Genomic DNA, 25030 nt, shown 5'->3' with positions numbered 1-25030 from the left:
GAATATCAAGTAATGAGAACAAAGCAATTATTGACAACTTAATACTTTGCAATCAGTACTCGCTACTATTTTTATAGAACTCCTTTTGTACTTGGTAGCACCATTTTTTCAACATCACGTTTTACGGCCATTTTTATTGCTTTTGCAAACGCTTTGAATATGGCTTCGATTTTATGATGCTCATTGGTTCCTTCTGCCTTTACGTTTAAATTGGCCTTTGCACCGTCCGTAAAAGATTTAAAGAAATGATAGAACATTTCCGTTGGCATATCGCCTACCATTTCACGTTTAAAATCGGCATCCCAAACCAACCAGTTGCGACCACCAAAATCTATGGCTACCTGAGCAAGACAATCATCCATCGGCAGACAAAAGCCGTAACGCTCAATGCCCATTTTAGAACCCAAGGCAGTATGAAATACTTCTCCAAGGGCAATTGCGGTATCTTCAATTGTATGATGCTCGTCTACCTCTAAATCCCCATCTACCTTTATCTCCAAATCCATTTGACCATGACGAGCCAATTGGTCCAACATATGATCAAAGAAAGACAAGCCCGTTTTTATATCGCTCTTACCCGTTCCGTCTAGGTTTAGGTTAATGTAAATGTCGGTTTCATTGGTCTTTCTATGCGTTTCCGATGCTCTCTCCTCCAATTTCAAGAACTCATATATCTTCTCCCAATCATTACTTTCCAAAGCAATGACAGAATCCAGTTCATCACGCTTTACCGTAATTTCACCCGTACCCAAATTGGTTTCATCATTTATAAAAATACCTTTTGAACCTAGGTTTTTGGCCAGCTCAATATCCGTTAACCGATCACCGATTACGAATGAGTTTTTTAAATCATAATCCTCGGAAAAATATTCCGTCAACAAACCCGTACCCGGTTTCCTGGTATTGGCGTTTTCATGTGGAAACGTGCGATCCAAAAAGACCTTGTCAAAAACGACTCCTTCGTTTTCAAAAGACTTCAAGATGAAATTATGGACCGGCCAAAACGTATCTTCTGGAAAAACATCCGTTCCCAAGCCGTCTTGGTTGGTGATCATGACCAATTCATAATCTAATTCTTTGGCTATTTTACCTAAAAACGTAAATGCCTTAGGATAGAAAATCATTTTTTCAAATGCATCTATCTGCTCATCTACAGTTTCTTTTATAATTGTACCGTCTCTATCTATAAATAAAACTTTCTTCGCCATGGTATGAGTTTCTTGAGCTATTGGTTTAGGTTAGCTTTTTTAATACTTCTATTAATTTTTTGTTTTCGGTTGGTGTACCCACTGTAAACCGCAATGTGTTTTCGCACAATGGCTGCGTTGTTCTGTTCCGTACAACCACACCTTCCTTCAACAGTTGATTGTATCTTTTGGTGGCATCATCTACTTTTGCGAGCACAAAATTGGCGTCGGAAGTATAGATTTGCTTCACATAATACACTTCATGTAACGCTTTAAGTAATTGCTCTCTTTCGCTTAAAATATTGGATATTTCACTTTTGACCGCGTTTGTATCCAGGACCCTTTGGAGCGCCTTCTGTTGCGTTAGCTCATTGACATTATAAGGCGGTTTAATTTTATTCACTGCCGCTATAACTTCTTTAGAAGCAATACAGATTCCTAAGCGAATTCCGGCCATACCGTACGCCTTAGAAAGCGTTTGCGTCACCACTAGATTGGGGAATTCAGATAATCTTGTCACCCAACTTTCGCTTCCCGAAAAATCAATATACGCTTCATCAATTACAACCAGACCATTGAACTTATTCAATAAATCCACCATGATTTCTTCTTTGAAAACATTACCGGTAGGATTGTTGGGCGAACATAGGAACAACAGTTTGGAGTGCTCATCTGCAGCATTCAAAATAGCCTCTACATCTGGCTGAAAATCATCTGTTAACAAAACTTCTCTGTTCTCTACCGTATTTATTCCGGACAGCACTTTGTACATGCCATAAGTGGGAGGCAAGGAAATAATGTTATCTATTTTGGGCTCGCAGAAAGTTCTGAAAATCAAGTCCAGTACTTCATCGCTTCCGTTTCCTAAAAGAATATTTTCCACAGCAATACCCTTCTGCTCCGCTAATACCGATTTTAAACCTCTTTGTTGCGGATCCGGATATCTGTTTACCCCATTTTCAAACGGGTTTTCATTGGCATCAAGAAACACCATATCCGACCCATCCGAAACATACTCGTCACGTGCCGAACTATACGGACTCAAGCCTTTTACGTTCTCCCGAATCAGGTTTTGTATACTGAATTGCTTATTCATTCTTTAAACTGTTGAGTCTTAGCGTTACCGCATTTTTGTGGGCTTGAAGTCCTTCTGCTTCCGCCATGATTTCAATTGCATTGCCAATTTCCTGTATACCCGATTCACTTATTTTCTGAAACGTCATACTCTTCATAAAACTATCTAAATTAACACCACTATATTGCTTGGCGTAACCGTTGGTAGGCAAAGTATGATTGGTTCCAGAAGCGTAATCTCCCGCACTTTCCGGTGTATAATTACCGATAAATACAGAACCGGCATTCTTGATATTATCAATAAAGAAATCCTCGTTTTCTACACAAACAATATAATGCTCTGGACCGTATTCATTGATTAAATCGTTTGCCGCTTGGTCATCCGCAACATAAATCAATTTGCTATTGGCAATGGCTTTTTCGGCAATATCTTTTCTAGGTAGTTCCTGCAGTTGTTTTTCCACCTCCTTCTCTACGGCATCAATCATATTTTTTGAAGTGGAAACCAAAATAACCTGGCTATCTACACCATGCTCCGCTTGACTCAACAAATCCGAAGCAACAAATGCTGGATTGGCAGAATCGTCCGCTAAAACCAAAAGCTCACTGGGTCCCGCGGGCATATCTATTGAAATTCCATATTTCGTTGCAATCTGTTTGGCAACCGTAACATATTGGTTACCAGGTCCAAAAATTTTGTACACTCCGGGAATGCTTTCCGTACCAAAAGTCATAGCGGCAATCGCCTGAATACCGCCCACCTTAAATACTTTCTTTACCCCACATAAATTTGCGGTGTACAGAATGGCCGGATTGATTTTACCTTCTTTGTTTGGTGGAGAACACAACACTAATTCTTCACAACCTGCAATGGTAGCGGGTACAGCGAGCATCAAAATTGTGGAAAACAACGGTGCCGTACCACCGGGAATGTAAAGCCCCACTTTTTGAATAGGTCTTTTTTCTTGCCAACATTGCACCCCGTTAGCGGTTTGTACCGAAACTTTTGTAGTTTTTTGAGCCTTGTGAAAGACCTCGATATTATTCTTAGCAAGTTGAATGGCTTCCTTTAATTCCTCCGATACCAGTTTGGACGCTTCTTGGATTTCTTCTTCAGAAACTACCAAATCCTCTAAAAGTACGCCATCAAACTTCTGGGTATATTTCTTTAGAGTAGCATCCCCACTATTTTGGACCTCCTTAAAAACGGCCTCAACCGTCTGTTCAATATCCGCTACGGTCTGCGTTGGACGTTTTAAAACAGTACTCCACTCTGCCCTATCCGGATTGTATATTTTGTTCATTTTCTTTACTCTAAATTCTTAATCATATGGTATCCTAAAGGCTCAAAACCATGACGTTTCCAAAACTTCACTCCTTTTTCGTTATGCAAGTAGCAATTCAGCTCCAAGCTGGCACAATCCATACTCTTGCCGTATTCCGAAAGCCAATCCATCATTAGCCTACCAACTCCTCTACTACGATATGCTTCACTTACAAATACATTGTCCAGCTCCAAGTGTTTGCCCTTATAGAACTTTTGTAAAAGCCATATACCACAGCAGGCAATCAACTTTTGTTTATCATAGACTCCTAGACATTGGTATCCGCCCATGGCCAATATATCCTTTAAACGACTTTTCAGTATTTCCTCGGAAAGTTTACCTTGATTCAATTCAAAAATCAAAGGCAGAACAGATTCCATTTTATCATACGGAATCAACTCTAAATTTAAATCGCCCGTCATACCGGAAAATTAAAGTACCATCTTTTCAATTGGACAAACCAAAATACCTTCTGCACCGGCTTGTTTCAACTCATCTATTACATCCCAAAACTTATCTTTATTAATTACCGTATGAACCGAGCTCCAACCTTCTTCTGCCAATGGTAAAACTGTTGGGCTTCTCATTCCTGGCAACAACTCCAATACTTTATCCAACTTATCATTAGGTGCATTCAGTAATACGTATTTAGATTGGCGTGCCTGAAGAACCGACTTTATCCTAAACTGAAGCTTCTTTAAAATTTCCTTTCTTTCTTCGTCAATATTAGGTGACACGGCCAAAACAGCTTCACTGGTAAGCATGATTTCTACCTCTTTAAGGTTATTCTTAAAAAGGGTACTTCCACTGGAAACGATATCACAAATACCATCTGCAAGACCAATGTTTGGGGCAATTTCCACAGAACCATTGATAATGTGTAAATCTGCTTTCACCCCTTTTCCTTCTAAATATTTTTGAACTGTATTAGGGTAAGAAGTAGCTATACGCTTTCCTTCAAAATCTTGAACCGATTTATATTTCACCGATTTAGGTACCGCCAAAGACACTTTACATTTTGAGAAACCTAGTTTTTCGGCAATACCAATATCCTCTCCTTTTTCAATCAGCACATTTTCCCCAATGATAGCAATATCTACTACACCATCTCTTAAGTACTGAGGGATATCTCCATTACGTAGGTAAAATACCTCTAAAGGAAAATTTCTTGATGAGGCTTTTAATTGGTCTTTTCCATTATCGATAGACACCCCGCAATCCTTTAATATTTGAAGGGAATCTTCGTTTAACCGACCTGATTTCTGAATAGCAATCCTAATTTTTGTCATTTTCATCTTTGTTATGTTCAAGCCATCAAAAGAGCTCTAAAAGTAAAACCCGTTTGATTGCTCAAACGGGTTTTTAAATATGTTGCACTACTACAATACATTCCTACCTCGCCTGAGCGTGAATATGGAAATGATGATGTGTAGTTCTGTTTTTCATTATGAGGTAAAAGTAAAATCTATTTTTCAATTCTCAAAAGAATAGTTCTAAAATAAACAAAAACAATGCAACTACCTTTTACTTAACACAGATTAGTTATTCCCTAAGATTAAGGGCAGCCCTGATTCTCCGCCCCCAACAACAATTACTTTGGCATTAGGAGACTTAGACAATTCTAATGTGGCATCTATACCTTTATCCTGTAAAATCTTGTCCGTTAACGAAGCACTTAAAATTCTGTTGGCATCCGCCTTACCTTGCGCTTCAATTGTTACCTTTTCCGCTTCTTTTTGAGCCGTGACCAATCTAAACTCGTATTCCAAGGACTCTTGCTCTTGCTTTAATTTACGCTCAATAGCATCTTTAATAGTGGGCGGTAAAGTAACATCTCTTACCAATATTTCATTCAACTGAATATATTGCCCGGAAACAATTTTTTGAGTTTCATCAAAGATTTCCTGTTGAATGGCATCTCTCTTACTGGAATATAATTGCTCAGGTGTATAGCGCCCAACTACAGAACGTGCGGCCGAACGTATGGTAGGCAACAAAACTCTCTGCACGTAAGCCTCACCCTTTTCTTGATGCAACTTACCCAAATCACCACGGATAGGCTCAAACCAAGCAGACGCTTCTAGTTTAATATCCAAACCATTACTGGACAATACGTTCATTTTTTCAAGAACCTCTTGCTGTCTTACTTCATAAATAAAAACCTTGTTCCATGGCGCTACAATATGAAAACCTTCACCTAAAGGCGCCTCATCCGTTACTACACCACCACCAAAAGTTTTATAGAGCACACCTGCCTCACCGGAACCTATGGTGACCGCAGATTTTGAAATTAAAATGATAATAAAAATAAAAGCGAATATTACTGGTAACGCAATCTTAGGTAATTTGTCCATTTATTGTAATTTATATTAGTCCGTTATATTTTCTTAAAAACCATTCTGCTGCAAGGGCAATAACCATAAGCCCTAACAGCAGTCCGAAATCTATCAAAGATACAACATTTTGCTTGTTTTTTCGGGTTGGAAGGAACCTATCGTCTCCTAACAAATCTTGTATTAAATCTTGATTTTGATTGGGATAAAACAGGCTTCCGCCAGTGTTCTGGGCCAAACGTTGTAGTTTTTCATAGTTGGTAGACAAAAACTGTTTTTCGACATCAAAATCAAGTATGGTAAAACTTCCCGACTTTGATAGATTTTCTTTTTTAACCGAAACCGTAAAATCATACTTACCAGCCGATAAATTACTTAAATCTGCTTCATAATAATTACCACGCAACAACATAGGAATCTCGGAAGTAATTTTGGTCTCAGAATTTTTAAGCTTTAGAAGCATTTCCGCATTGGCATCAAACACAAAAGTTTTATCAAAATAAGTTGCGGAAATTCTGGCGTCACCACTTCCCGTATATGTATTTTCATAGTCCAAGGTTAGTCGCTCTCGCGATTTATTACTGGCCAAATACAACGTTAGCTTCCCAATTAAATCATCAAAATTCTTAAAACTCTGTTCATTTCGGTAGTTCTGCATGCGCCATTTCCAGATATGTTCTCCAAAAAGTACTGCATCTCTCTTTTTTCCTTCTTCAAAAACAGCCAATAAAGGCTGGTTCAAATCAACTCCTTTGATGCGTTGTGTTAGCAAAATATCGTTTTTCCCATGTAATACGATGTCTCCCAAACTACTTTGAAGAGGTGGGAAATCTTCCACGGAAAAATCTGCTATATTAAAAAGTCCAAAACCCGAGTTGGCAACCGCAAAAACCTCCTCGGTTTGATTGTAGCTATTCTTTGTAAAACTTTTTTGTGCCCTATTTAGAAAATTCCAATCGGTTTTAGGCCCTGTAATGGTGAACGTATTTGCCTTTGTATTTTCGATATAATCAAAAACGCCTTTAAAATTTGGGCCAGGTTGATATAAGATAAAAAGGTCTACCCCTTCAAACTTCTTTAAATCGTCCGAAGGACTCAAGATAGAAACCGACCGTTGACCGTTACTTTCTATGGATTTTTTAAGCGCTCCAATATCTGGGTGCACAATAGTAGAGACCAAGGCTATTTTTGTTTTTTCATCAATAACCTCTACTACCACTTCCCTAGTATTGTTGGCCGTATTCCTTTCGTTTTCCAGGTTTCCTATGGTAACCTTAAGATTTTTGGTTCCCACGGAATTTGCATTCAACAATGTGTTGATTACTTCACTGGAATTGATACTAGAAAACGAAACGTTTTGTCTAAAAACCGATTTCCCATTTAATGTAATACGAACCGGAACCGTGACATCTCGTTTTCCTGAATAGGACACATAAATTTGAACCGGGTATTTATTCTTGAGAAAAGCATATCTGTTCGTGTTAACCTGAGATATGGCAAGGTCTTCATAACGGGTAGTGTCACCAACCGCTACAGGGTATATGGGCAATTGCCCGCCACTACTATTAAAATCATAATCTTGACCCAACGTTTGGTTACCATCCGTAAGTAAAACAACAGCTGAATTTGTAGTGGCATATATGTCCTTTAAGGCCGCCAGAGCCTGCGAAACATTCGTATTCTTTTCTTTAAAGGAAAGACTATCCCCTTCCTTTAAAAAGCTGCCAAAATTATAGGTATCCACCACAAAGCGTTTTTGAACAGCTTCACTCTGTTTAAGATTTTCTATAGTTTGATGTACTTCCTCTTTTGCCGTGGCTACCGAAGAAGAATTATCGGCCAAAACTATAAGGTTAGCTTTCTCCGTTGTGTATTCGTTTTTTGTGAACTTGGGGTTTATAAGCAGTAAAAAACCGCAGAAATACGTAATAAAGCGTAAAAAAGATAACGCAATGCTTAGCTTACCCCTAAGTTTGTTTTTATAGTAATACTGAAATAACACCAGCGCCAACGAGACTATTACGGCTAAGATTATAAGAAGAATCGTCTGGGTATTCATTAAGGAAGTTTCTTTTTAAGCTATAACAAATTAAAGGGAAGGACTCATGCCTTCCCCTTAAAAGTATATCTTATGTAAGCATGCCGCCATCTACATTCAGTACCTGACCGGTAACATAGGCTGAAAGGTCCGAAGCAAAAAATAGACATGCATTTGCAATATCTTCAGGAGAGCCACCTCTTTTTAGTGGAATACCATCTCGCCAGCCCTGCACCACTTTTTCGTCCAGCTTATCCGTCATTTCGGTTTCGATGAATCCAGGTGCAATAGCGTTACATCTAATATTTCTTGAACCTAACTCCAAAGCAACGGATTTTGTAAACCCGATCATACCTGCTTTTGAAGCCGCATAATTGGTCTGTCCGGCATTTCCTTTAACACCAACCACACTACTCATATTTACAATACTTCCTTTACGTTGCTTCAACATGGTACGTTGAACCGCCTTGGTCATATTGAAAACGGACTTTAAGTTAATCTCTATAACACTATCAAAATCAGCTTCTGACATACGCATAAGCAAGTTATCTTTGGTTATACCCGCATTGTTGATCAAAATGTCAATTCCTCCAAAATCTTCAAGAACTCCGGCTACCAATTGCTCTGCCGCTTCAAAGCTTGCCGCATTACTTTTGTACGCCTTGGCTTTTACCCCTAGACCGGACAATTCTTTCTCAAGTGCCAAAGCAGGCGCTTCACTTGAACTGTACGTAAAAGCTACATTGGCCCCGTTTTCAGCAAAAACTCGGGCAATACCAGTACCAATTCCTCTACTGGCACCCGTGATAATGGCATTTTTTCCTTCTAACAATTTCATCCTCTATATAGATTTGCTTTGTTCTACTTCAAATATAAGTTTTGTTTTATAAAAGGGCTATAAAAAAATCCCGTTTCCGATAAGTCGAAAACGGGATTCTTATATCCGTAAGGGAATTAACCCATAACTTCTTTTACTTTCACACCAATTTCTGCCGGAGAATCCACAACATGAATTCCATGCTCCCTCATAATCTTCTTTTTTGCCTGAGCTGTATCATCGCTTCCGCCAACAATAGCACCTGCATGCCCCATAGTTCTACCCGCTGGAGCAGTTTCACCGGCAATAAATCCTACAACTGGTTTTTTACTACCACTTGCCTTGTACCATTTAGCTGCATCCGCTTCTAATTGACCACCAATCTCACCGATCATTACAACACACTCAGTCTCTGGGTCATTTATTAAAAGCTCAACCGCTTCTTTGGTTGTAGTTCCTATAATAGGATCTCCGCCAATACCTATAGCTGTAGTAATACCTAAACCTTGACGAACTACCTGATCCGCAGCTTCATAAGTTAACGTACCTGATTTAGATACAATACCAACATTTCCTTTTTTGAAAACAAAGCCCGGCATGATACCTACCTTAGCTTCCTCTGGAGTAATTACACCAGGACAGTTAGGACCAACCAAACGGCAATCCATATTTTTAATATAGTTAGAAGCCTTTACCATATCGGCAACAGGAATACCTTCTGTAATAGTAATGATTACTTTAATACTTGCACTAGCAGCCTCCATGATAGCGTCAGCAGCAAAAGCGGGCGGTACAAAAATAATTGTAGTATCTGCTCCTACTTTCTCCACAGCTTCTTCAACCGTATTAAAAACAGGTCTTCCCAAATGTTCTTGCCCACCTTTTCCAGGGGTTACACCACCAACAACATTGGTACCGTACTCTATCATTTGTTCTGCGTGAAAAGTACCTTCACTACCTGTAAATCCCTGAACAATTATCTTGGAATCTTTATTGACTAAAACGCTCATATACTCTCTAGTTTATTTTAATGTGACAAAAATATAGGTTTACAAATGAAATCTGAACTTAGACTGCATATTATTCTTCTAATTTTTTTAGAATGGACGGAATTTTCTTAACATAAGCCAACTGTTTTAGCTTTTCTCGCGATTCTTCAATGGGTGTACCAAAATAACTCTTACCGCCAGCAACGGATTTAGTTACTCCTGTTTGCCCCATAATTACCGCCTTTTTTCCTATGGTAATCCCACTATTGGTACCAACTTGGCCCCAAAGCGTAACTTCATCTTCTATAACAACACAACCCGCAATTCCGGTTTGTGAAGCAATTAGACACTTTTCACCTATTACGGTATCGTGCCCAACATGTACTTGATTGTCTAATTTTGTTCCCTTTTTTATAGTAGTATCACCGGTTACACCTTTATCAATAGTGCAAAGCGCACCAATATCAACGTTATCCTCGATAACTACTCTTCCACAGGAAATTAGTTTATCAAACCCTTCTGGACGGTTTTTATAGTAAAAGGCGTCCCCTCCCAAAACTGAACCTGAATGAATACTAACATTATTCCCAATTACGCAATTATCATATAAACAGACATTGGCATGAATTAAACAGTTCTTGCCAATTTTTACATTGTTACCTATAAATACGTTGGGCTGAATAATGGTTCCCTCTCCTATTTCTGCCGAAACCGCAACCGATGCAGTTGCTCTTTCAAACGGTCTAAAATGTACAGAAAGCTTATTGAAGTCGCGAAAAGGGTCATTTGAAATCAAAAGCGCTTTTCCTTCAGGACAATCTACTTTCTTGTTTATCAAGACAATAGTAGCCTTTGAAGTTAAAGCCTTGTCGTAATATTTAGGATGGTCTACAAAAACAATATCCCCATTCTCAACTACATGAATTTCGTTCATGCCCAAAACCTGAAAATCGTCCGCACCCACATATTCACAATCAATTATGGAGGCAATAGTCTTTAGGCGCTGAGGATTTGGAAATTTCAAAGGAGCAAAGTATCAGTTAGTATTTTTAAAATCGATATAAATCAGTAATGAATAGCGCTTATTCCTTAACGCGCTCCATATACGTACCTTTATCCGTTTCTATTTTTATTTTATCACCCTCGTTGATAAACAATGGAACATTTACCTCTGCTCCGGTTTCAACCTTAGCTGGCTTGGTAGCATTGGTAGCCGTATTTCCTTTTACCCCTGGCTCTGTATACGTTACCTCTAGAACAACACTAGCAGGCATTTCTACGGATAAAGGCATACTATCTTCCGTATTGAAAAGAATTTTTACAACCTCACCTTCTTTCAATAACCCCGGAGCATCTAATGCACTTTCTTGAAGCGTTATTTGGTTGTAATCATCCGTATTCATGAAATGATAGGTATCACCCTCAGGATACAAAAACTGGTAAGAACGTGTCTCTACACGAACATCCTCAATTTTATGACCTGCTGAAAACGTATTATCCAAAACTTTTCCAGTGGAAATACTCTTCAATTTGGTACGAACAAAAGCAGGACCTTTACCTGGTTTAACGTGTAAAAATTCAATGATTTTGTATATATCGTTATTGTAGCGAATACATAGTCCTTTTCTAATATCTGATGTTGATGCCATTTCTAGTTTGCTATTTATTGTGTGATTTTATCAATGGTAGCTCTTTTATAAACAACTGAACTACGCACCTTAAAAACCTTGATTAATTATTGCTGAAATATCCTTTCATAATACCACGTTGGGAATCTCTAATAAACTGAAGAATCTCGTCCCTTTCCGGAGTAGCTTCCATTTCAGCCTCAATGATTTGAGTGGCCTGTGAATTGTTATAATGCTTTTGGTAAAGAATACGATAGATATTCTGTATTTCCCTAATTTTCTCCGATTGAAAACCACGTCTTCGTAAACCCACAGAATTAATACCCACGTAAGAAAGAGGTTCACGTGCCGCTTTTACAAAAGGAGGCACATCTTTTCTAACCAACGAACCACCTGTTACAAACGCATGTTGACCCACTGACACAAATTGATGTACGGCAACCAAACCGGCAAGAATTACATTGTCTCCAATAGTAACATGCCCGGCAAGGGTAGAATTATTGGAAAAAATACAGTTGTCACCCACAATACAATCATGAGCAATATGACAATAGGCCATAATCAAACAATTCTCACCAATTACGGTCTTGTTTCGGTCAGAAGTACCTTTATGAATGGTTGCACACTCCCTAATAGTAGTGTTGTTACCAATGGTAACTATGGTATCTTCTCCATTATATTTTAAATCCTGAGGTGGAGCGGAAATAACGGCACCAGGAAAAATGTTGCAATTTTTTCCAATGCGGGCTCCTTCCATTATGGTTACGTTAGAACCGATCCAAGTACCATCACCTATCGTTACGTTGTTATGAATTGTAGTAAACGGTTCTACTACAACATTTTTAGCAATTTTTGCGCCCGGGTGAATATAGGCAAGAGGTTGATTCATTCTATTTCTTTTTAGCTATTTGTGCCATTAATTCTGCTTCGCATACTAATTTATTATTTGCGTAAGCATAGGCTTGCATGTGACAGATACCTCTTCTAATTGGCGTAATAAGGCTACAGTGAAAAGTTAACGTATCTCCCGGAAGTACTTTTTGCTTAAATTTAACATTGTCCATTTTCATGAAAAAGGTCAAATAATTTTCTGGATCCGGAACCGTACTCAAAACCAGAATACCACCCGTTTGGGCCATGGCTTCAACTTGTAAAACACCAGGCATTACCGGCGCTCCTGGGAAATGACCAACAAAGAAATTTTCGTTCATGGTCACGTTTTTCATTCCCACAACATGGGTGTCGGATAATTCCAAGATACGATCAATTAACAAAAATGGAGGTCTATGCGGAAGCATATCCATAATTTGATGAATATCCATCAACGGAGGTTGATTTAAATCATATTGAGGAACTTTATTACGTTTCTCTAATTTTATGATTTTTGAAATTTTCTTGGCAAACTGGGTATTTACATAATGTCCAGGCTTATTGGCAATAATTTTACCTCTGATCCGTGTACCCGCCAAAGCAACATCACCAATTACATCCAATAATTTATGACGTGCCGCCTCATTTGGTTGGTGCAGAGTAAGATTGTCCAAAATACCATTAGGTTTAACAGAAAGCTTTTTCTTGTCAAAAGCTTTTTCTAGTTTCTTCATGGTTTCTTCGGAAATCTCCTTATCTACATATACAATAGCATTATTAAGGTCTCCACCTTTAATAAGTCCGTTTTCCAAAAGCATTTCTAACTCGTGAAGAAAACTGAATGTACGTGCTTCGGATATTTCGCTTTTAAAGTCTGATAAGCGCTCCAAAGTTGCATTTTGAGTACCCAAAACCTTGGTGCCAAAATCTACCATAGTAGTTACTTGATATTCCTCCGATGGTATCACAGTAATCTCACTACCAGTTGCTTCATCCTTATAAGAGATAACATCCTTTACAATATACTCTTCGCGTTCCGCATTTTGCTCTTCAATACCGGCTTCTTCAATGGCCTGAACAAAATATTTAGAAGAACCGTCCATAATTGGAGGTTCCGGAGCATCTAATTCAATAAGTACGTTATCTACCTCCAAGCCCACGAAAGCTGCCAAAACATGTTCCGAAGTCTGGATTTTAACCCCTCTTTTTTCTAAGTTGGTCCCTCGTTGCGTATTGATTACGTAATTGGCGTCTGCCTCAATAATCGGTTCACCTTCTAGGTCTACTCTTTTAAATGCGTACCCGTGATTTTCTGGTGCGGGAACAAATTTCATGGTTACCTCGGCACCGGTATGAAGACCAACGCCCTTTAGAATAACCTCTTTTTTAATGGTTCTCTGTTTCATTCTTGTATTGATCGCTGTAGTTTTTTTCCAGTTCGTCAATTCTATTTAAAATCTTCGGTAAATTCTTGAAGTAAACGTACGATTTGTTATAATCACCGTAGTTCAGGGCAGGAGACCCTTGCAACACTTCATTGCTCTTAATATTTCGGCCAATTCCCGATTGTGCTTGTATTTTTACATTATCACCAATGGTAATATGACCTACAATACCAACTTGACCACCAATCATACATCGTCTTCCAATCTTGGTTGATCCAGCAATTCCTGTTTGAGCGGCTATAACGGTATGTTCCCCTATTTCAACATTATGTGCAATCTGAATCTGATTATCCAGCTTCACCCCTCTCCTTAATATGGTAGAACCTAGTGTTGCCCTATCTATAGTAGTTCCCGCACCTACATCAACATTATCTTCTAGGATAACATTACCGGTTTGCGGTACTTTTTGATACTCTCCATTTTTATCCGGACTAAAACCGAATCCGTCCGCACCAATAACAACACCGCTATTGATTACGCAATTATTCCCTATTACCGTTTCCGAATAAATCTTAGCTCCCGCAAAAATGCTTACGTTATTACCTATGGAAACATTATCGCCAATATATACGTTAGGATGAATCTTTACATTATCCCCTATAGTAACGTTATTTCCTATATAAGAAAAAGCTCCAAGGTAAAAGTCGCTACCGTACGTAAGCGTTTCGGATTTGAATACGGGTTCTTCTATACCAGTCTTGTTGTTCTTTACCTGATTGTAGAATTCCAATATTTTTGAAAACGCTTCGTAAGCATCGTCTACCTTAATAAGGTTAGTCACTAACTTATGCTCAGGAACAAAATCCTTATTAACTATTGTAATGGACGCTTTTGTCGTATAAATATGGGAAGTATATTTTGGGTTGGCTAAAAAAGTCAGGGCTCCTTCTTCGCCCTCCTCTATTTTGGCCAATTTATGAACGGTAACCTCTGGATTTCCTTGTAGTTCACCTTCTAAAATACCTGCAATTTGACCTGCTGTAAATACCATGAGCACAAAAGTAAGAAAAATAGTTAAACAGAATCTTTGGGATAACAGATATAATATTTTGTAACCGTTTTTGAAAGCGCTTTTAGATTCAACTGATCTGAAGCCTTGGCTACATCTATCAACCTCCTGTTCTTCTTTAATATATTGATGTTCTGATGATGACGGTCATACGCCTTGTTCTCAATTTTTCCTTTAAAAACGAAATATGCGGTTTCTTGGTCAGAGAGGTTATATTTTTCCTTTATCCGTGTGGAATGCTTTTTAAAAATGCTACTATCAACAGGACTGTTCTTAAGTTTCACTTTCAAAAACCGACGGTTTATAAGCATCTCACAAAGCTTGGACAGGACAAAATCCGGATGGTCTTGCCATGATTTTATAGCAGCCAGCACATCTACATCGTCCAATTTAGAAAAGGTATTGAGAATTTCCGCATCAAAATCCTGTTTTTCAATTCGGTTCTCCATAAAAAACCGAAGGGCATCACTGCAAACCACAACCTGTCCCCCATGCATAATCTCTTTTGCACGCTTAAGAATACGTATCAATAACTGCTCGGCTACGATTCCTGTTTTATGCAAATACACTTGCCAGTACATGAACCTTCTGGCCATTAGAAATTTTTCAACAGAATAAATCCCCTTTTCTTCAACTACAAGATTACCGTCAACCACATTGAGCATGGTAATTAATCGTTCGGAATTAATATTACCCTCCGCAACCCCTGTATAAAAACTATCCCTTTTGAGATAATCTAAACGGTCCATATCCAACTGACTTGAAACTAACTGATTTAAGAAACGTTTTTCATATCGCCCCTTAAAAATAGAAATGGCAAGCGTTAATCTTCCGTTAAAGATTTCATTAAGAGCCTCCATAAACCGTAAAGAAATGTGTTCGTGATCCGTACTTTCTACAATGCTATGCTCCATAGCATGAGAAAAAGGACCGTGCCCTATATCATGCAATAGAATAGCGATGCACAAACCTTCTTCCTCCGCCGCACTAACCTCTACACCTTTATACTTAAGAACTTGCAAAGCCTTCTGCATTAAATGCATTGACCCCAGAGCATGATGAAAACGCGTATGATGAGCCCCAGGATATACCAAATAAGATAACCCCATTTGAGAAATACGTCTCAGACGCTGAAAATAAGGATGTCCGATCAAGTCAAATATTAGTCCGTTGGGAATAGTAATAAATCCGTAAATTGGATCATTAAAAATTTTCAATTTTCTAGAGTTTATCAAAATGAGGATTGCTTTGCAGTGTTCACGGCGGTAAAGTTAGTTAAAAGACAAAGTAATAAACTGGGTAAATTATTTTTTTGAGTCCTATTTCTTTAGTTGAAAGCTATTTTGCACCATTTAAAATTGAAACAACAGACCTATTAAATGAATAAAATTACCATATTATGGGTAGATGATGAAATAGACCTACTCAAACCACATATTATATTTTTACAAGGAAAAGGGTATGATGTAATCACTAGCCAAAGCGGACAAGAAGCATTGGAAGAATTACAACAAACCAGGGTTGATATTGTTTTTCTAGATGAAAATATGCCTGGCATATCAGGTCTTGAAACTTTAGGGGAAATAAAAGTATTGGACTCCTCCATTCCTGTGGTAATGATTACCAAAAGTGAGGAAGAGTTTATTATGGAAGAAGCTATTGGCTCCAAAATTGCCGATTATCTTATTAAACCCGTAAACCCAAATCAAATTCTATTATCACTAAAAAAGAATTTAGATCACTCACGCCTGGTTTCGGAAAAAACAACATCTAACTATCAGCAAGAATTTAGAAAAATTGCCATGGACCTCTCTATGGTGAATTCAGTTGAGGAATGGGTAGACCTTTACAAACGATTAATTTATTGGGAACTGCGCTTAGAAGATATTGAGGACAGCAGCATGTTCGAAATTTTGGAATCCCAAAAAACCGAAGCCAACAACCATTTTGGAAAATTTGTAGATAGAAATTATCAAAATTGGTTTGAGGGTAACGGGCCTGTACTTTCTCACACTTTATTCAAGGAACTTGTTCAACCGGAACTAAAAGATTCGCGCACGTTGCTTCTTGTTATAGACAACTTACGTTATGACCAATGGTATGCGTTTGAGGACACCGTAAGTTCCTTCTATAAAAAGAATAAGGAGGAATCTTATTTTAGTATCCTACCCACCGCAACGCAATACGCTCGTAACGCCATTTTTTCTGGTCTAACCCCAATGGCAATGGAAAAAAAACATCCTCAGTGGTGGAAAAACGATACGGACGAGGGAGGCAAAAACCTTCACGAAGCAGATTTTTTAGGCGAGCAGATTAAACGACTAGGGTTAAATTTAAAGTGGGAATACCATAAAATAAGTACACTTAAACAAGGTAAAAACCTGTGCCAAAATTTTAAATCCCAGAAAGACAACGACCTAACTGTACTGGTGTATAATTTTGTGGATATGATTTCCCATTCAAAAACAGAAATGGAAGTCATTAAAGAATTAGCCAGCAATGACAAAGCCTACAGGTCCCTCACCCAAAGTTGGTTTAAAAACTCCCCGTTATTAGAAATAATTCAACAGGCACAACAAATGGGCATGAAGTTGATTATCACCACAGACCATGGTACAATTAACGTAAAGCAACCATCAAAAGTCATAGGAGATAGAGAAACCAGCCTTAACCTTAGATACAAAACAGGAAGAAGCCTTACGTATGAAGAAAAGGATGTCCTGGCCGCCAAAGACCCCGCTCAGATACATTTGCCACGTATTAATATGAGCAGTTCGTTTATATTCGCGAAGAATGACCTTTTCTTTGCCTACCCCAATAACTACAACCATTATGCGAGCTATTACCGGAACACCTACCAACATGGGGGGATTTCTTTAGAAGAAATGATTATTCCGTTTGTAGTTTTGTCACCAAAATAGTTTAGTAAAGATTATGAATATCACTTACACCGAAAATGAGATAAAAAATGTTGCCGCAACGGTTATTGAAAAAGCAACGGACAAAGTACTTCTTTTTGACGCCCCTATGGGAGCAGGAAAAACTACATTAATAAAGGCCATTGCAAATCAGCTTGGTGCCGCCGATGCCGGAAACAGCCCAACCTTTGGTATTGTTAATGAATATGAAAACCTTGAAGGAGAATTATTGGCTTACCATTTTGATTTTTATCGTCTGAACGATGAACTTGAAGCCTTGGACATGGGTTTGGAAGATTATTTAAATCAAGATGTGTGGGTTTTTATTGAATGGCCCGAAAAAATCTCCTCTTTCCTACCTGAAAACAGCACCCAAATAAACATTGAAATACTAGACCCAAATACACGACTTTTGAAAATTTCTTAAACAAATCTTACCATTGGTCGAAAACATCGTTTTTCGTACAACTTTATTGTACGAAACTTGTTAAATTGGCTAAAGTGTAAAATAAATCGGACAAATTGCTTAGCCTTAACATTTAAAAACGTACATTGGCCAGTTTTTTCTCTTACTTTTGCGCTATAACTAATTAATCTTTAATAACTTAAAACCCCTGAAAATGAAAAAATTAGTATTTGGACTTTTAGCATGCGCATCTCTTTTAGCCGTATCTTGTGAATCTAGTGATGTTGCTTCTGATGATTCTGTTTATGAAGAAGGCGTAGACAAAACTCAACTTATTAATGGTGACAGTAGAAAAAAGAGTGTAGACAAAACTCAGCTTATTAATGGAGATAGTAGAAGAAGAAGTGTCGATAAAACTCAACTCATTAATGGCGACAGCAGAAGATAATTTATAAAATATTTAGTTATTTTTAAAAGGACAATCATAAATTGTCCTTTTTTTCGTTAGCAACTTATCGACGGAATGTTAATATTGGCCAAATGACTGAAGAACCGAACGAAACGCGACTTAAGATTAAAAAGAGGATACTCATAGAGTCTCTTGTCGCTTTCTTTATACTTATTTCCCCATTTGTATTCAAACTTCACGAATATATCTCTAATGACCCCGAAGCCACAATAAATTTTCTCGGAATAACTATAGATAAAAATGGCTTTCCGAATATAAATGTATATGTATGGTTTTTACTAGGGAAATTAGTACCTCTCTACCTCTTGCTCATTTGGTTTTTCAGTTGTAGACACTGGTGGTATCACATTATTTTAATTCCAATTTTAATGTATGCTTTTCAAATTTTTGAAGGTGTTGTTTCTGATGATAAATACATAGATACCGAGAACATACTTTGGCTACTTCCTTTCTGTATGATTGTAGTTCCTGTTGTTTATTTCATAAGAATCAAACTCTATGACAAACATGTTAATGGCATAGACCTAGAAGCCATGGAGGCAGAACTAACGGCCTTAAAGAAAAAGCAAGCCGCTCGATCAGATAATAAAAAACTAGATAAATTTATTTCTTCTGAAACTGCAAATAATTCTTCTTCCGATCACCAATCTACATCGGATGTTACAGACCCTAAATTGGCCACAGGAAATATTGAATCCACTTTTAAGCAAGTGCAGGACCGAGTAAACAATTGGCTTCACTTAAAATTTTAATTTCGGACTAAATTTGCAGGATTGCAAAGCGACTTATCACTTAAAATTCATCAAAATATCGTATTTTTACTGTTAATCGCGTGTTACACGATTAGATGTAAAAACTATGAACCAACCTTCTTCTCCTTTTAGCAAACAGCAATTGCTTCCACAAGAGGAAATCCTAGAAGTTCTTCGCCAAAAGGGCGAACTTTTTATTGGAATCCCAAAAGAGAACCAGTATCAAGAACAACGTGTTTGTCTTACCCCAGATGCAGTTAATGCCATAACCTCTAACGGGCACAGGGTCCTAATTGAGTCAGGTGCTGGGGACGGCGCTAATTACACAGATTTAGAATACACAAATGCTGGTGGAGAAATAACCCGCGATACAAAAAAGGTCTTTTCCTGCCCACTTTTGTTGAAAGTGGAACCACCCACTCTATCGGAAATTGAAATGATGAACCCACAAGCTACCATCATTTCTGCTTTACAAATTAAAACACAGAGCAAGGCCTATTTTGAAAAAATGGCCAAAAAACGAATTACCGCCATAGCTTTTGAATACATTCGTGATGAAGATGGCAAATATCCAGCCGTACGATCACTGAGTGAAATAGCGGGTATATCTTCAGTTCTGATAGCCTCGGAAATAATGGCCGCCACCAATGACGGTAACGGACTCATGTTTGGAAATATAAGTGGCGTACCCCCAGTAGAAGTAGTTATAATTGGAGCAGGCACCGTTGGTGAATTTGCCGCGCGGTCTGCATTAGGACTTGGTGCAAATGTCAAAATTTTTGATAATTCAATTTCAAAATTGCGTAGCATCCAATCCAAATTACGACAAACGGTATACACATCTACCATTCAGCCTAAGAACCTGTTAAAATCATTAAAGAGATGCGATGTTGCCATTGGCGCTACACGCGGCAAGGACCGATCGCCTGTGGTCGTTACCAGCTCCATGGTAGAGCACATGAAAAAGGGCGCAGTTATTATTGATGTAAGTATTGATATGGGCGGATGCTTTGAAACCAGTTCCGTAACCACCCACAACAAACCCACTATTGAGAAATTTGGAGTAATCCATTACGGGGTACCTAACATTCCTTCTCGCTATCCAAAAACGGCAACACTTTCTATCAGTAATATTTTCACTCCTTATTTGCTTGAATTAGGGGAAAATGGCGGATTAGAGAATTCACTACGGTTTGATAAAGGACTAAGAAACGGACTTTACATGTACCACGGGATATTAACCAATAAATCCGTTGGTGAATGGTTTGATTTACAGTATAGTGACATCAACTTTTTAATTTTTTAAAGACTTTTTGAACATACTCAAAGCATAGACCCCATAAATAGACGGTTTATTGCTATTTTTGCCACCGTTTTAAGAATTAGTGACAATTTAAATTCGCAATTTAACTTAAAACACAGGAAACTAATTTCAACAATAGCAAACCATGGATTTTTTAAAACGTTTAGGTTTTTACCTCATTGGACTATCAATCGGAATTGTTTTCTTAACGTTTTTTCTGAAGAAAAAATCAAAAGAAACAGGTACGGAATTTTGCTATTTTCCCAACTGCAGGACCCTAAAGGACATTCGCTCCAAGCCAATGTCTTATTCTGATGACGTAAGCCGTTTATTTAGTGACAAACAAATAGATACAGTAGACATCGCCAACATCTTAAGAAACGGCGATGTAGATTTTTCCAATAGCCAAACAAAGACTACACCCTGCAAAACATATATTATTGAAGGTACAATACAGGATAAAGAGGCAGTTCTAAAAATTATAAATTGTAAAGAGAAAGCTCTTTTAGAATCTATTTCTTATTAAAAAAGAACGCCCGAAACTACTGTTCCAGGCGCTATAAAACTTAAATTTTTCTTCGTTGCCGCTCCTTTTTAAGTAGTGACAATTCTCTTGTAGTCTGCCCTGCCACCGAAGTATTTTCTTCCGCACGACGAATTAAATAAGGCATTACATCCCGCACAGGGCCAAAAGGCAAATACTTGGCTACGTTATAATTTTGATCGGCTAGATTAAAGGAAATGTGATCACTCATACCGTACAACTGCCCAAACCATACCCTGTTATCATTATTTGCAATGGCTTTTTCTGCCATAAGTTCCATCAGCTTATAAGAACTTTCTTCGTTATGGGTGCCAGCAAAAATGGAAACAGTATCTAAGTGATTCAACATATATGCAACGGCATTGTCAAAGTTTTCATCCGTTTCTTGCTTTGAACTGCATATTGGGGATTTACAACCTTTTTCTTCGGCCCTATCATTCTCCTTTTCCATATAAGCGCCACGAACCACTTTCATTCCTATTCTAAAATCATCGTTATTGGCTCGTTCCTGAAGTTGTTTCAAATAGTCCAATCTATCCCAACGGTACATTTGTAATGTATTGAATACAATAGCTTTCTTCTTATTATACTTACGCATCATATCCTCCACAATCTGGTCAGCAGCATCCTGCATCCAACTTTCCTCTGCATCTATAAGCAAGGAAACATCCAAATCATGTGCTTTTTTACACGTTTTATCAAAACGGGCCACTACTCTTTGCCACTCTTCCTCCTCTTTATCGGTCAATTCCTTACCCTCGCTGCGTTTTTGAAAAAGAGCAAACCTACCATAACCCGTAGGCTTGAATACAGCAAAAGGAATAGCGTCTTTCTCCTTAACGAAATCCAGAACTTTTAAAATCATGGCCATTGCGTCATCAAAAGGATCTTCCGTGTCCTTACCCTCCACAGAATAATCCAGAACGGAGCATACATTTTTAGTGTACATCCGATCCACGACCGGCATACAATCCTTCTCATTAACACCTCCGCAGAAATGGTCAAACACAGTTGCCCTTATCAACCCCTCCACAGGAAGATGCGCTTTAATGGCAAAATTTGTCATTGCTGTTCCAATACGAACAAGGGGTTCGTTGGCAATCATACGGAACAAAAAATAAGCACGCTCAAGCTCAGAGTCGGTTTTCAAAGCAAAAGCAGTTGCGGTATCTTCAAAAATTCGTTTCATTTATTGTGATTTCTAGCGGGACCAAATATAAAGACAGAAATTGTATTCTTTAGATAAAAAATATGCTTTATTTTGCATATCAGTCGTTAAAAAACTTCGCTTTAGCGGAATAAAAAATCACCTATTAATGCAGTCTATAACAACTTCTTCCTACGCCGTACATTTTAATCAAAGAGCTTACGACGCACTCAATGCTCACTTATCCGGCAAGGCATATTCCAAAATCTTTATTCTTGTAGACGAAAACACGCACGAACATTGCTTGCCGTCATTTATGACCCAAATACAGGGCGATTATAATTTTGAGATTATTGAGATTGAATCTGGTGAAGAAAACAAAAACATAGACACCTGTACAGGCGTATGGGAAGCCCTGAGCGAACTTGATGGTGACCGGAAAAGTCTCGTCATTAACCTAGGTGGTGGCGTCCTAACCGATTTAGGAGGCTTTGTTGCATCTACTTTTAAAAGGGGTATAGATTTCATAAATGTACCCACAACCCTACTCTCTATGGTTGACGCTTCAGTGGGAGGAAAAACAGGGGTTGACCTTGGTCCATTAAAAAATCAGATCGGAGTAATCAACCAACCCGAAATGGTACTGATAGTAACCAGTTTCTTAAAAACTTTGGAAGAAAGGCAGTTGCGCAGTGGTTTTGCAGAAATGCTTAAACATGGACTTATCCAAAACAAAAGCTACTGGGAAGCACTTAAAAAAGTTACCAACTTTTTAAATATTGATGATTTAATATACGATTCCGTTGTTATTAAAAACGAAGTGGTACTACAAGACCCTACGGAGCAACATTTACGGAAAATACTTAACTACGGACATACATTGGGCCACGCCATTGAGTCTTACTTCTTAGAAAGCAAAGTACATAAGACACTATTGCACGGCGAAGCTATTGGTATAGGTATGATTCTTGAAGCTTACCTTTCCAAAAGTCTTTTAAGGCTTTCGGATGAAGAATTAGCAGACATTAAGACTACATTCCTTTCTCATTACGAAAAGGTAACCTTCTCCAAAGAAGACATAAAAACCATCTTATCTTTATTGAAGTTCGATAAGAAAAATTCACATGGCAACATTAATTTTGTGTTGATATCTGCAATCGGAGAGCCCGATATAGACATTACCATTCCTGATGAATTATATGAAGATGCTTTTGCATACTACGCTGAACAATAGCTACATATACTAATTTTCCTTATTTGACAACTCTTTAAGGAATTCATCGTAAAAAATACATAGTTTAGGTTTAGATTTATAACCCAAATCAAAAACCTCCTGAAATTAATCAGGATAAAACCAACCTACTATGCTACGAAAATTAGTTGACTACAAGAAGTTAGACCACGAACTCGCCTCATTGCTAATAGAAACCTACTCAGACGGTTATGGTGATGATGACATTATTATCTTCAAAAATCTTAAAGGCGAAACAATTGAAGCTGTTGAATTAAGAACCAATGACACTATCTATTTGGTAAAAATAAGCAAGAGCTTATCCAATTTTATAGCAAATTTTGAAGAAAACATGGAAAAGGAACTAGATACGGATTCCCAGCCCATTTTAGAAGAAGCAGGAAACTTAGATTACGAATCCAACAACGAAACGGAATTTGAATCAGAGGACCAAGATTAACCTTTAGTTTTACAAAAGGTAACGCTCCCGTAAAATATTACGGTGGTGCTTTTGGTGCCCACAAATAACAAAACCTAACACAGCCACATTCCATGGCAGGTTACTAGCTACACCTGTTTTTTGTAGCGTTTCCTGAGTAAAGCTTTTATAGAGGGTAATAGTGGATTTTCTCACCGCTATATATTCTTCTGTAAGACTATTCTTTGAACGCGCTTCCGCATTGGAATTTGACGCATAAATGTTTTCATCAAAACCTGGAAGGGCCGTTTCATCCCCTCGCGAAAACCGCAAGGCGCGATACTGAAAAACTCGTTCCGAGTCTATAATATGTAATAACACTTGAGCAACCGTCCACTTATTTACCTCATATGCATGAGATAATTTGCTTTCAGAAATACTTTTAATAAAATCAGGAAAGTTCTGAAGTTGCCTCTCCAACATATCCAACAACTCTACCTCCCCCAATACATCAATATAGGTTTTATAAAAAGGAATGGGGTCTGCCAGTTTAAGCTCCGAAGTTTTCATAGGCTATAAAATAAAAATTCCTGAGAAGAATAACCGCCCAGGAATTTAGATTACTGTTTAAAACGGTTCGTTACAATTCGTTAAAAATTGTATGCATTAACCGCTTCTTATCATTAATACTTTCCTCTAGTGAAATCATAGTTTCCGTACGACTGATTCCATCTATATCATCTATTCTAAAAATAATGTTTTTAGCGTGATTGGTATCTTTAGCCCTAATTTTACAGAAAATATTAAATTTTCCAGTGGTAATATGTGCCACGGTAACATTTGGAATCTGTTCCAAACGCTCTAACACAAATTTTGTCTGGTGTGTTTTCTCCAAAAATATACCAACGTAAGCAATAAAGGCGTAACCAAGTTTTACATAGTCTAATGTAAGTGATGACCCTTTTATGATACCTGCCTCTTCCATTTTCTTAACACGAACATGAACTGTTCCTGCCGAAATCAAGAGTTTTTTTGCTATATCTGTAAATGGAGTTCTGGTGTTATCAATTAACATATCCAGAATTTGGTGATCAATTTCGTCTAACTTTACTTTTCCCATTGTGGCT

26 protein-coding genes are annotated in these 25030 nt (G+C 37.9%); 8 read left to right on the top strand and 18 right to left on the bottom strand.

Annotation, left to right across the window (positions count from 1 at the left end):
* Positions 1–71: 71 nt before the first annotated feature.
* The 15 genes from hisB to KO513_RS01095 all read right to left on the bottom strand — a co-directional run bounded on the left by hisB (position 72) and on the right by KO513_RS01095 (position 15950).
* Positions 72–1208: a bifunctional histidinol-phosphatase/imidazoleglycerol-phosphate dehydratase HisB gene (hisB, locus tag KO513_RS01165; protein WP_215911926.1), complete on the bottom strand. Its 1137-nt coding sequence runs from the start codon at positions 1206–1208 to the stop codon at positions 72–74.
* Positions 1209–1233: 25 nt separating this feature from the next.
* Positions 1234–2283, bottom strand: a complete 1050-nt coding sequence (hisC, locus tag KO513_RS01160; RefSeq protein ID WP_215911925.1) for a histidinol-phosphate transaminase — start codon at positions 2281–2283, stop codon at positions 1234–1236.
* Entirely contained in the window at positions 2276–3565 is a 1290-nt protein-coding gene (gene hisD / locus KO513_RS01155) for a histidinol dehydrogenase (protein WP_215911924.1), read from the bottom strand. The genes hisC and hisD overlap by 8 nt, the downstream gene beginning before the upstream one ends.
* A 5-nt stretch (positions 3566–3570) precedes the next feature.
* Positions 3571–4008, bottom strand: a complete 438-nt coding sequence (locus KO513_RS01150) for a GNAT family N-acetyltransferase (RefSeq protein WP_215911923.1) — start codon at positions 4006–4008, stop codon at positions 3571–3573.
* A gap of 9 nt (positions 4009–4017) precedes the next feature.
* Entirely contained in the window at positions 4018–4875 is an 858-nt protein-coding gene (hisG, locus tag KO513_RS01145) for an ATP phosphoribosyltransferase (protein WP_215912128.1), read from the bottom strand.
* Between the two features lie 249 nt (positions 4876–5124).
* Positions 5125–5940 (bottom strand): prohibitin family protein, encoded by an 816-nt coding sequence (locus KO513_RS01140; protein ID WP_215442107.1) that lies wholly within the window; start codon positions 5938–5940, stop codon positions 5125–5127.
* Between the two features lie 10 nt (positions 5941–5950).
* Positions 5951–7978: a VWA domain-containing protein gene (locus KO513_RS01135; RefSeq protein ID WP_215911922.1), complete on the bottom strand. Its 2028-nt coding sequence runs from the start codon at positions 7976–7978 to the stop codon at positions 5951–5953.
* 70 nt (positions 7979–8048) lie between these two features.
* Entirely contained in the window at positions 8049–8795 is a 747-nt protein-coding gene (gene fabG / locus KO513_RS01130; protein ID WP_215442105.1) for a 3-oxoacyl-[acyl-carrier-protein] reductase, read from the bottom strand.
* A gap of 116 nt (positions 8796–8911) precedes the next feature.
* A complete protein-coding gene (sucD, locus tag KO513_RS01125; protein ID WP_215911921.1) occupies positions 8912–9784 on the bottom strand; it encodes a succinate--CoA ligase subunit alpha in 873 nt (290 codons plus the stop codon).
* Positions 9785–9854: 70 nt separating this feature from the next.
* Entirely contained in the window at positions 9855–10787 is a 933-nt protein-coding gene (locus tag KO513_RS01120) for a UDP-3-O-(3-hydroxymyristoyl)glucosamine N-acyltransferase (protein ID WP_215911920.1), read from the bottom strand.
* A 58-nt stretch (positions 10788–10845) separates the two neighbouring features.
* Entirely contained in the window at positions 10846–11412 is a 567-nt protein-coding gene (gene efp, locus KO513_RS01115) for an elongation factor P (protein WP_215911919.1), read from the bottom strand.
* Positions 11413–11494: 82 nt separating this feature from the next.
* Positions 11495–12280, bottom strand: coding sequence for an acyl-ACP--UDP-N-acetylglucosamine O-acyltransferase (gene lpxA, locus KO513_RS01110; RefSeq protein ID WP_215442101.1), 786 nt, complete (start codon positions 12278–12280; stop codon positions 11495–11497).
* Position 12281: 1 nt separating this feature from the next.
* On the bottom strand, positions 12282–13667 hold the full coding sequence (locus KO513_RS01105) for a bifunctional UDP-3-O-[3-hydroxymyristoyl] N-acetylglucosamine deacetylase/3-hydroxyacyl-ACP dehydratase (RefSeq protein ID WP_215911918.1): 1386 nt from the start codon (positions 13665–13667) through the stop codon (positions 12282–12284).
* Positions 13648–14697, bottom strand: a complete 1050-nt coding sequence (gene lpxD / locus KO513_RS01100) for a UDP-3-O-(3-hydroxymyristoyl)glucosamine N-acyltransferase (RefSeq protein WP_215911917.1) — start codon at positions 14695–14697, stop codon at positions 13648–13650. The genes KO513_RS01105 and lpxD overlap by 20 nt, the downstream gene beginning before the upstream one ends.
* A 23-nt stretch (positions 14698–14720) precedes the next feature.
* Positions 14721–15950 (bottom strand): HD domain-containing protein, encoded by a 1230-nt coding sequence (locus KO513_RS01095; RefSeq protein WP_215911916.1) that lies wholly within the window; start codon positions 15948–15950, stop codon positions 14721–14723.
* Positions 15951–16094: 144 nt separating this feature from the next.
* On the opposite strand from KO513_RS01095, the gene KO513_RS01090 reads away from it, so the two are divergent.
* From KO513_RS01090 to KO513_RS01065, 6 genes are all read left to right on the top strand, one after another.
* Positions 16095–17636 (top strand): bifunctional response regulator/alkaline phosphatase family protein, encoded by a 1542-nt coding sequence (locus tag KO513_RS01090; RefSeq protein WP_215911915.1) that lies wholly within the window; start codon positions 16095–16097, stop codon positions 17634–17636.
* Positions 17637–17649: 13 nt separating this feature from the next.
* A complete protein-coding gene (gene tsaE, locus KO513_RS01085) occupies positions 17650–18060 on the top strand; it encodes a tRNA (adenosine(37)-N6)-threonylcarbamoyltransferase complex ATPase subunit type 1 TsaE (RefSeq protein ID WP_215911914.1) in 411 nt (136 codons plus the stop codon).
* Positions 18061–18253: 193 nt separating this feature from the next.
* Complete coding sequence (locus KO513_RS01080; protein ID WP_215911913.1) at positions 18254–18487, top strand: hypothetical protein; 234 nt, start codon at positions 18254–18256, stop codon at positions 18485–18487.
* A 389-nt stretch (positions 18488–18876) separates the two neighbouring features.
* A complete protein-coding gene (locus KO513_RS19590) occupies positions 18877–19260 on the top strand; it encodes a hypothetical protein (RefSeq protein ID WP_252735638.1) in 384 nt (127 codons plus the stop codon).
* A 106-nt stretch (positions 19261–19366) separates the two neighbouring features.
* Positions 19367–20566: an alanine dehydrogenase gene (locus KO513_RS01070; protein WP_215911911.1), complete on the top strand. Its 1200-nt coding sequence runs from the start codon at positions 19367–19369 to the stop codon at positions 20564–20566.
* Between the two features lie 142 nt (positions 20567–20708).
* The gene (locus tag KO513_RS01065) at positions 20709–21089 is read left to right on the top strand and encodes a DUF4258 domain-containing protein (protein WP_215911910.1); all 381 of its coding nucleotides are present in this window, start codon (positions 20709–20711) and stop codon (positions 21087–21089) included.
* 40 nt (positions 21090–21129) lie between these two features.
* On the opposite strand, the gene KO513_RS01060 is transcribed toward KO513_RS01065, so the two are convergent.
* Positions 21130–22296, bottom strand: a complete 1167-nt coding sequence (locus tag KO513_RS01060) for a proline dehydrogenase family protein (protein ID WP_215911909.1) — start codon at positions 22294–22296, stop codon at positions 21130–21132.
* A gap of 127 nt (positions 22297–22423) precedes the next feature.
* On the opposite strand from KO513_RS01060, the gene aroB reads away from it, so the two are divergent.
* Positions 22424–23488, top strand: a complete 1065-nt coding sequence (gene aroB / locus KO513_RS01055; RefSeq protein WP_215911908.1) for a 3-dehydroquinate synthase — start codon at positions 22424–22426, stop codon at positions 23486–23488.
* A 130-nt stretch (positions 23489–23618) separates the two neighbouring features.
* A complete protein-coding gene (locus KO513_RS01050) occupies positions 23619–23945 on the top strand; it encodes a hypothetical protein (protein WP_215911907.1) in 327 nt (108 codons plus the stop codon).
* Between the two features lie 9 nt (positions 23946–23954).
* Here KO513_RS01050 and KO513_RS01045 read toward each other — a convergent pair whose 3' ends face one another.
* Both KO513_RS01045 and KO513_RS01040 read right to left on the bottom strand, forming a co-directional pair.
* Positions 23955–24473 (bottom strand): DinB family protein, encoded by a 519-nt coding sequence (locus KO513_RS01045; protein WP_215911906.1) that lies wholly within the window; start codon positions 24471–24473, stop codon positions 23955–23957.
* 70 nt (positions 24474–24543) lie between these two features.
* Positions 24544–25023: an Lrp/AsnC family transcriptional regulator gene (locus tag KO513_RS01040; protein WP_013995861.1), complete on the bottom strand. Its 480-nt coding sequence runs from the start codon at positions 25021–25023 to the stop codon at positions 24544–24546.
* Positions 25024–25030: the final 7 nt, after the last annotated feature.

This window comes from Zobellia sp. B3R18 (assembly GCF_018860715.1).
GTDB classification, from domain to species: Bacteria; Bacteroidota; Bacteroidia; order Flavobacteriales; family Flavobacteriaceae; genus Zobellia; species Zobellia russellii.
This window is presented reverse-complemented; position numbering and strand designations above follow the sequence as displayed.

Bases quoted from the DNA above. Each gene is read 5' to 3' on its own strand.
- hisB (WP_215911926.1), bottom strand. From the start codon at position 1,208: ATGGCGAAGAAAGTTTTATTTATAGATAGAGACGGTACAATTATAAAA.
- hisC (WP_215911925.1), bottom strand. From the start codon at position 2,283: ATGAATAAGCAATTCAGTATACAAAACCTGATTCGGGAGAACGTAAAA.
- hisD (WP_215911924.1), bottom strand. From the start codon at position 3,565: ATGAACAAAATATACAATCCGGATAGGGCAGAGTGGAGTACTGTTTTA.
- KO513_RS01150 (WP_215911923.1), bottom strand. From the start codon at position 4,008: ATGACGGGCGATTTAAATTTAGAGTTGATTCCGTATGATAAAATGGAA.
- hisG (WP_215912128.1), bottom strand. From the start codon at position 4,875: ATGACAAAAATTAGGATTGCTATTCAGAAATCAGGTCGGTTAAACGAA.
- KO513_RS01140 (WP_215442107.1), bottom strand. From the start codon at position 5,940: ATGGACAAATTACCTAAGATTGCGTTACCAGTAATATTCGCTTTTATT.
- KO513_RS01135 (WP_215911922.1), bottom strand. From the start codon at position 7,978: ATGAATACCCAGACGATTCTTCTTATAATCTTAGCCGTAATAGTCTCG.
- fabG (WP_215442105.1), bottom strand. From the start codon at position 8,795: ATGAAATTGTTAGAAGGAAAAAATGCCATTATCACGGGTGCCAGTAGA.
- sucD (WP_215911921.1), bottom strand. From the start codon at position 9,784: ATGAGCGTTTTAGTCAATAAAGATTCCAAGATAATTGTTCAGGGATTT.
- efp (WP_215911919.1), bottom strand. From the start codon at position 11,412: ATGGCATCAACATCAGATATTAGAAAAGGACTATGTATTCGCTACAAT.
- lpxA (WP_215442101.1), bottom strand. From the start codon at position 12,280: ATGAATCAACCTCTTGCCTATATTCACCCGGGCGCAAAAATTGCTAAA.
- KO513_RS01105 (WP_215911918.1), bottom strand. From the start codon at position 13,667: ATGAAACAGAGAACCATTAAAAAAGAGGTTATTCTAAAGGGCGTTGGT.
- lpxD (WP_215911917.1), bottom strand. From the start codon at position 14,697: ATGGTATTTACAGCAGGTCAAATTGCAGGTATTTTAGAAGGTGAACTA.
- KO513_RS01090 (WP_215911915.1), top strand. From the start codon at position 16,095: ATGAATAAAATTACCATATTATGGGTAGATGATGAAATAGACCTACTC.
- tsaE (WP_215911914.1), top strand. From the start codon at position 17,650: ATGAATATCACTTACACCGAAAATGAGATAAAAAATGTTGCCGCAACG.
- KO513_RS01080 (WP_215911913.1), top strand. From the start codon at position 18,254: ATGAAAAAATTAGTATTTGGACTTTTAGCATGCGCATCTCTTTTAGCC.
- KO513_RS19590 (WP_252735638.1), top strand. From the start codon at position 18,877: ATGTATGCTTTTCAAATTTTTGAAGGTGTTGTTTCTGATGATAAATAC.
- KO513_RS01070 (WP_215911911.1), top strand. From the start codon at position 19,367: ATGAACCAACCTTCTTCTCCTTTTAGCAAACAGCAATTGCTTCCACAA.
- KO513_RS01065 (WP_215911910.1), top strand. From the start codon at position 20,709: ATGGATTTTTTAAAACGTTTAGGTTTTTACCTCATTGGACTATCAATC.
- KO513_RS01060 (WP_215911909.1), bottom strand. From the start codon at position 22,296: ATGAAACGAATTTTTGAAGATACCGCAACTGCTTTTGCTTTGAAAACC.
- aroB (WP_215911908.1), top strand. From the start codon at position 22,424: ATGCAGTCTATAACAACTTCTTCCTACGCCGTACATTTTAATCAAAGA.
- KO513_RS01050 (WP_215911907.1), top strand. From the start codon at position 23,619: ATGCTACGAAAATTAGTTGACTACAAGAAGTTAGACCACGAACTCGCC.
- KO513_RS01045 (WP_215911906.1), bottom strand. From the start codon at position 24,473: ATGAAAACTTCGGAGCTTAAACTGGCAGACCCCATTCCTTTTTATAAA.
- KO513_RS01040 (WP_013995861.1), bottom strand. From the start codon at position 25,023: ATGGGAAAAGTAAAGTTAGACGAAATTGATCACCAAATTCTGGATATG.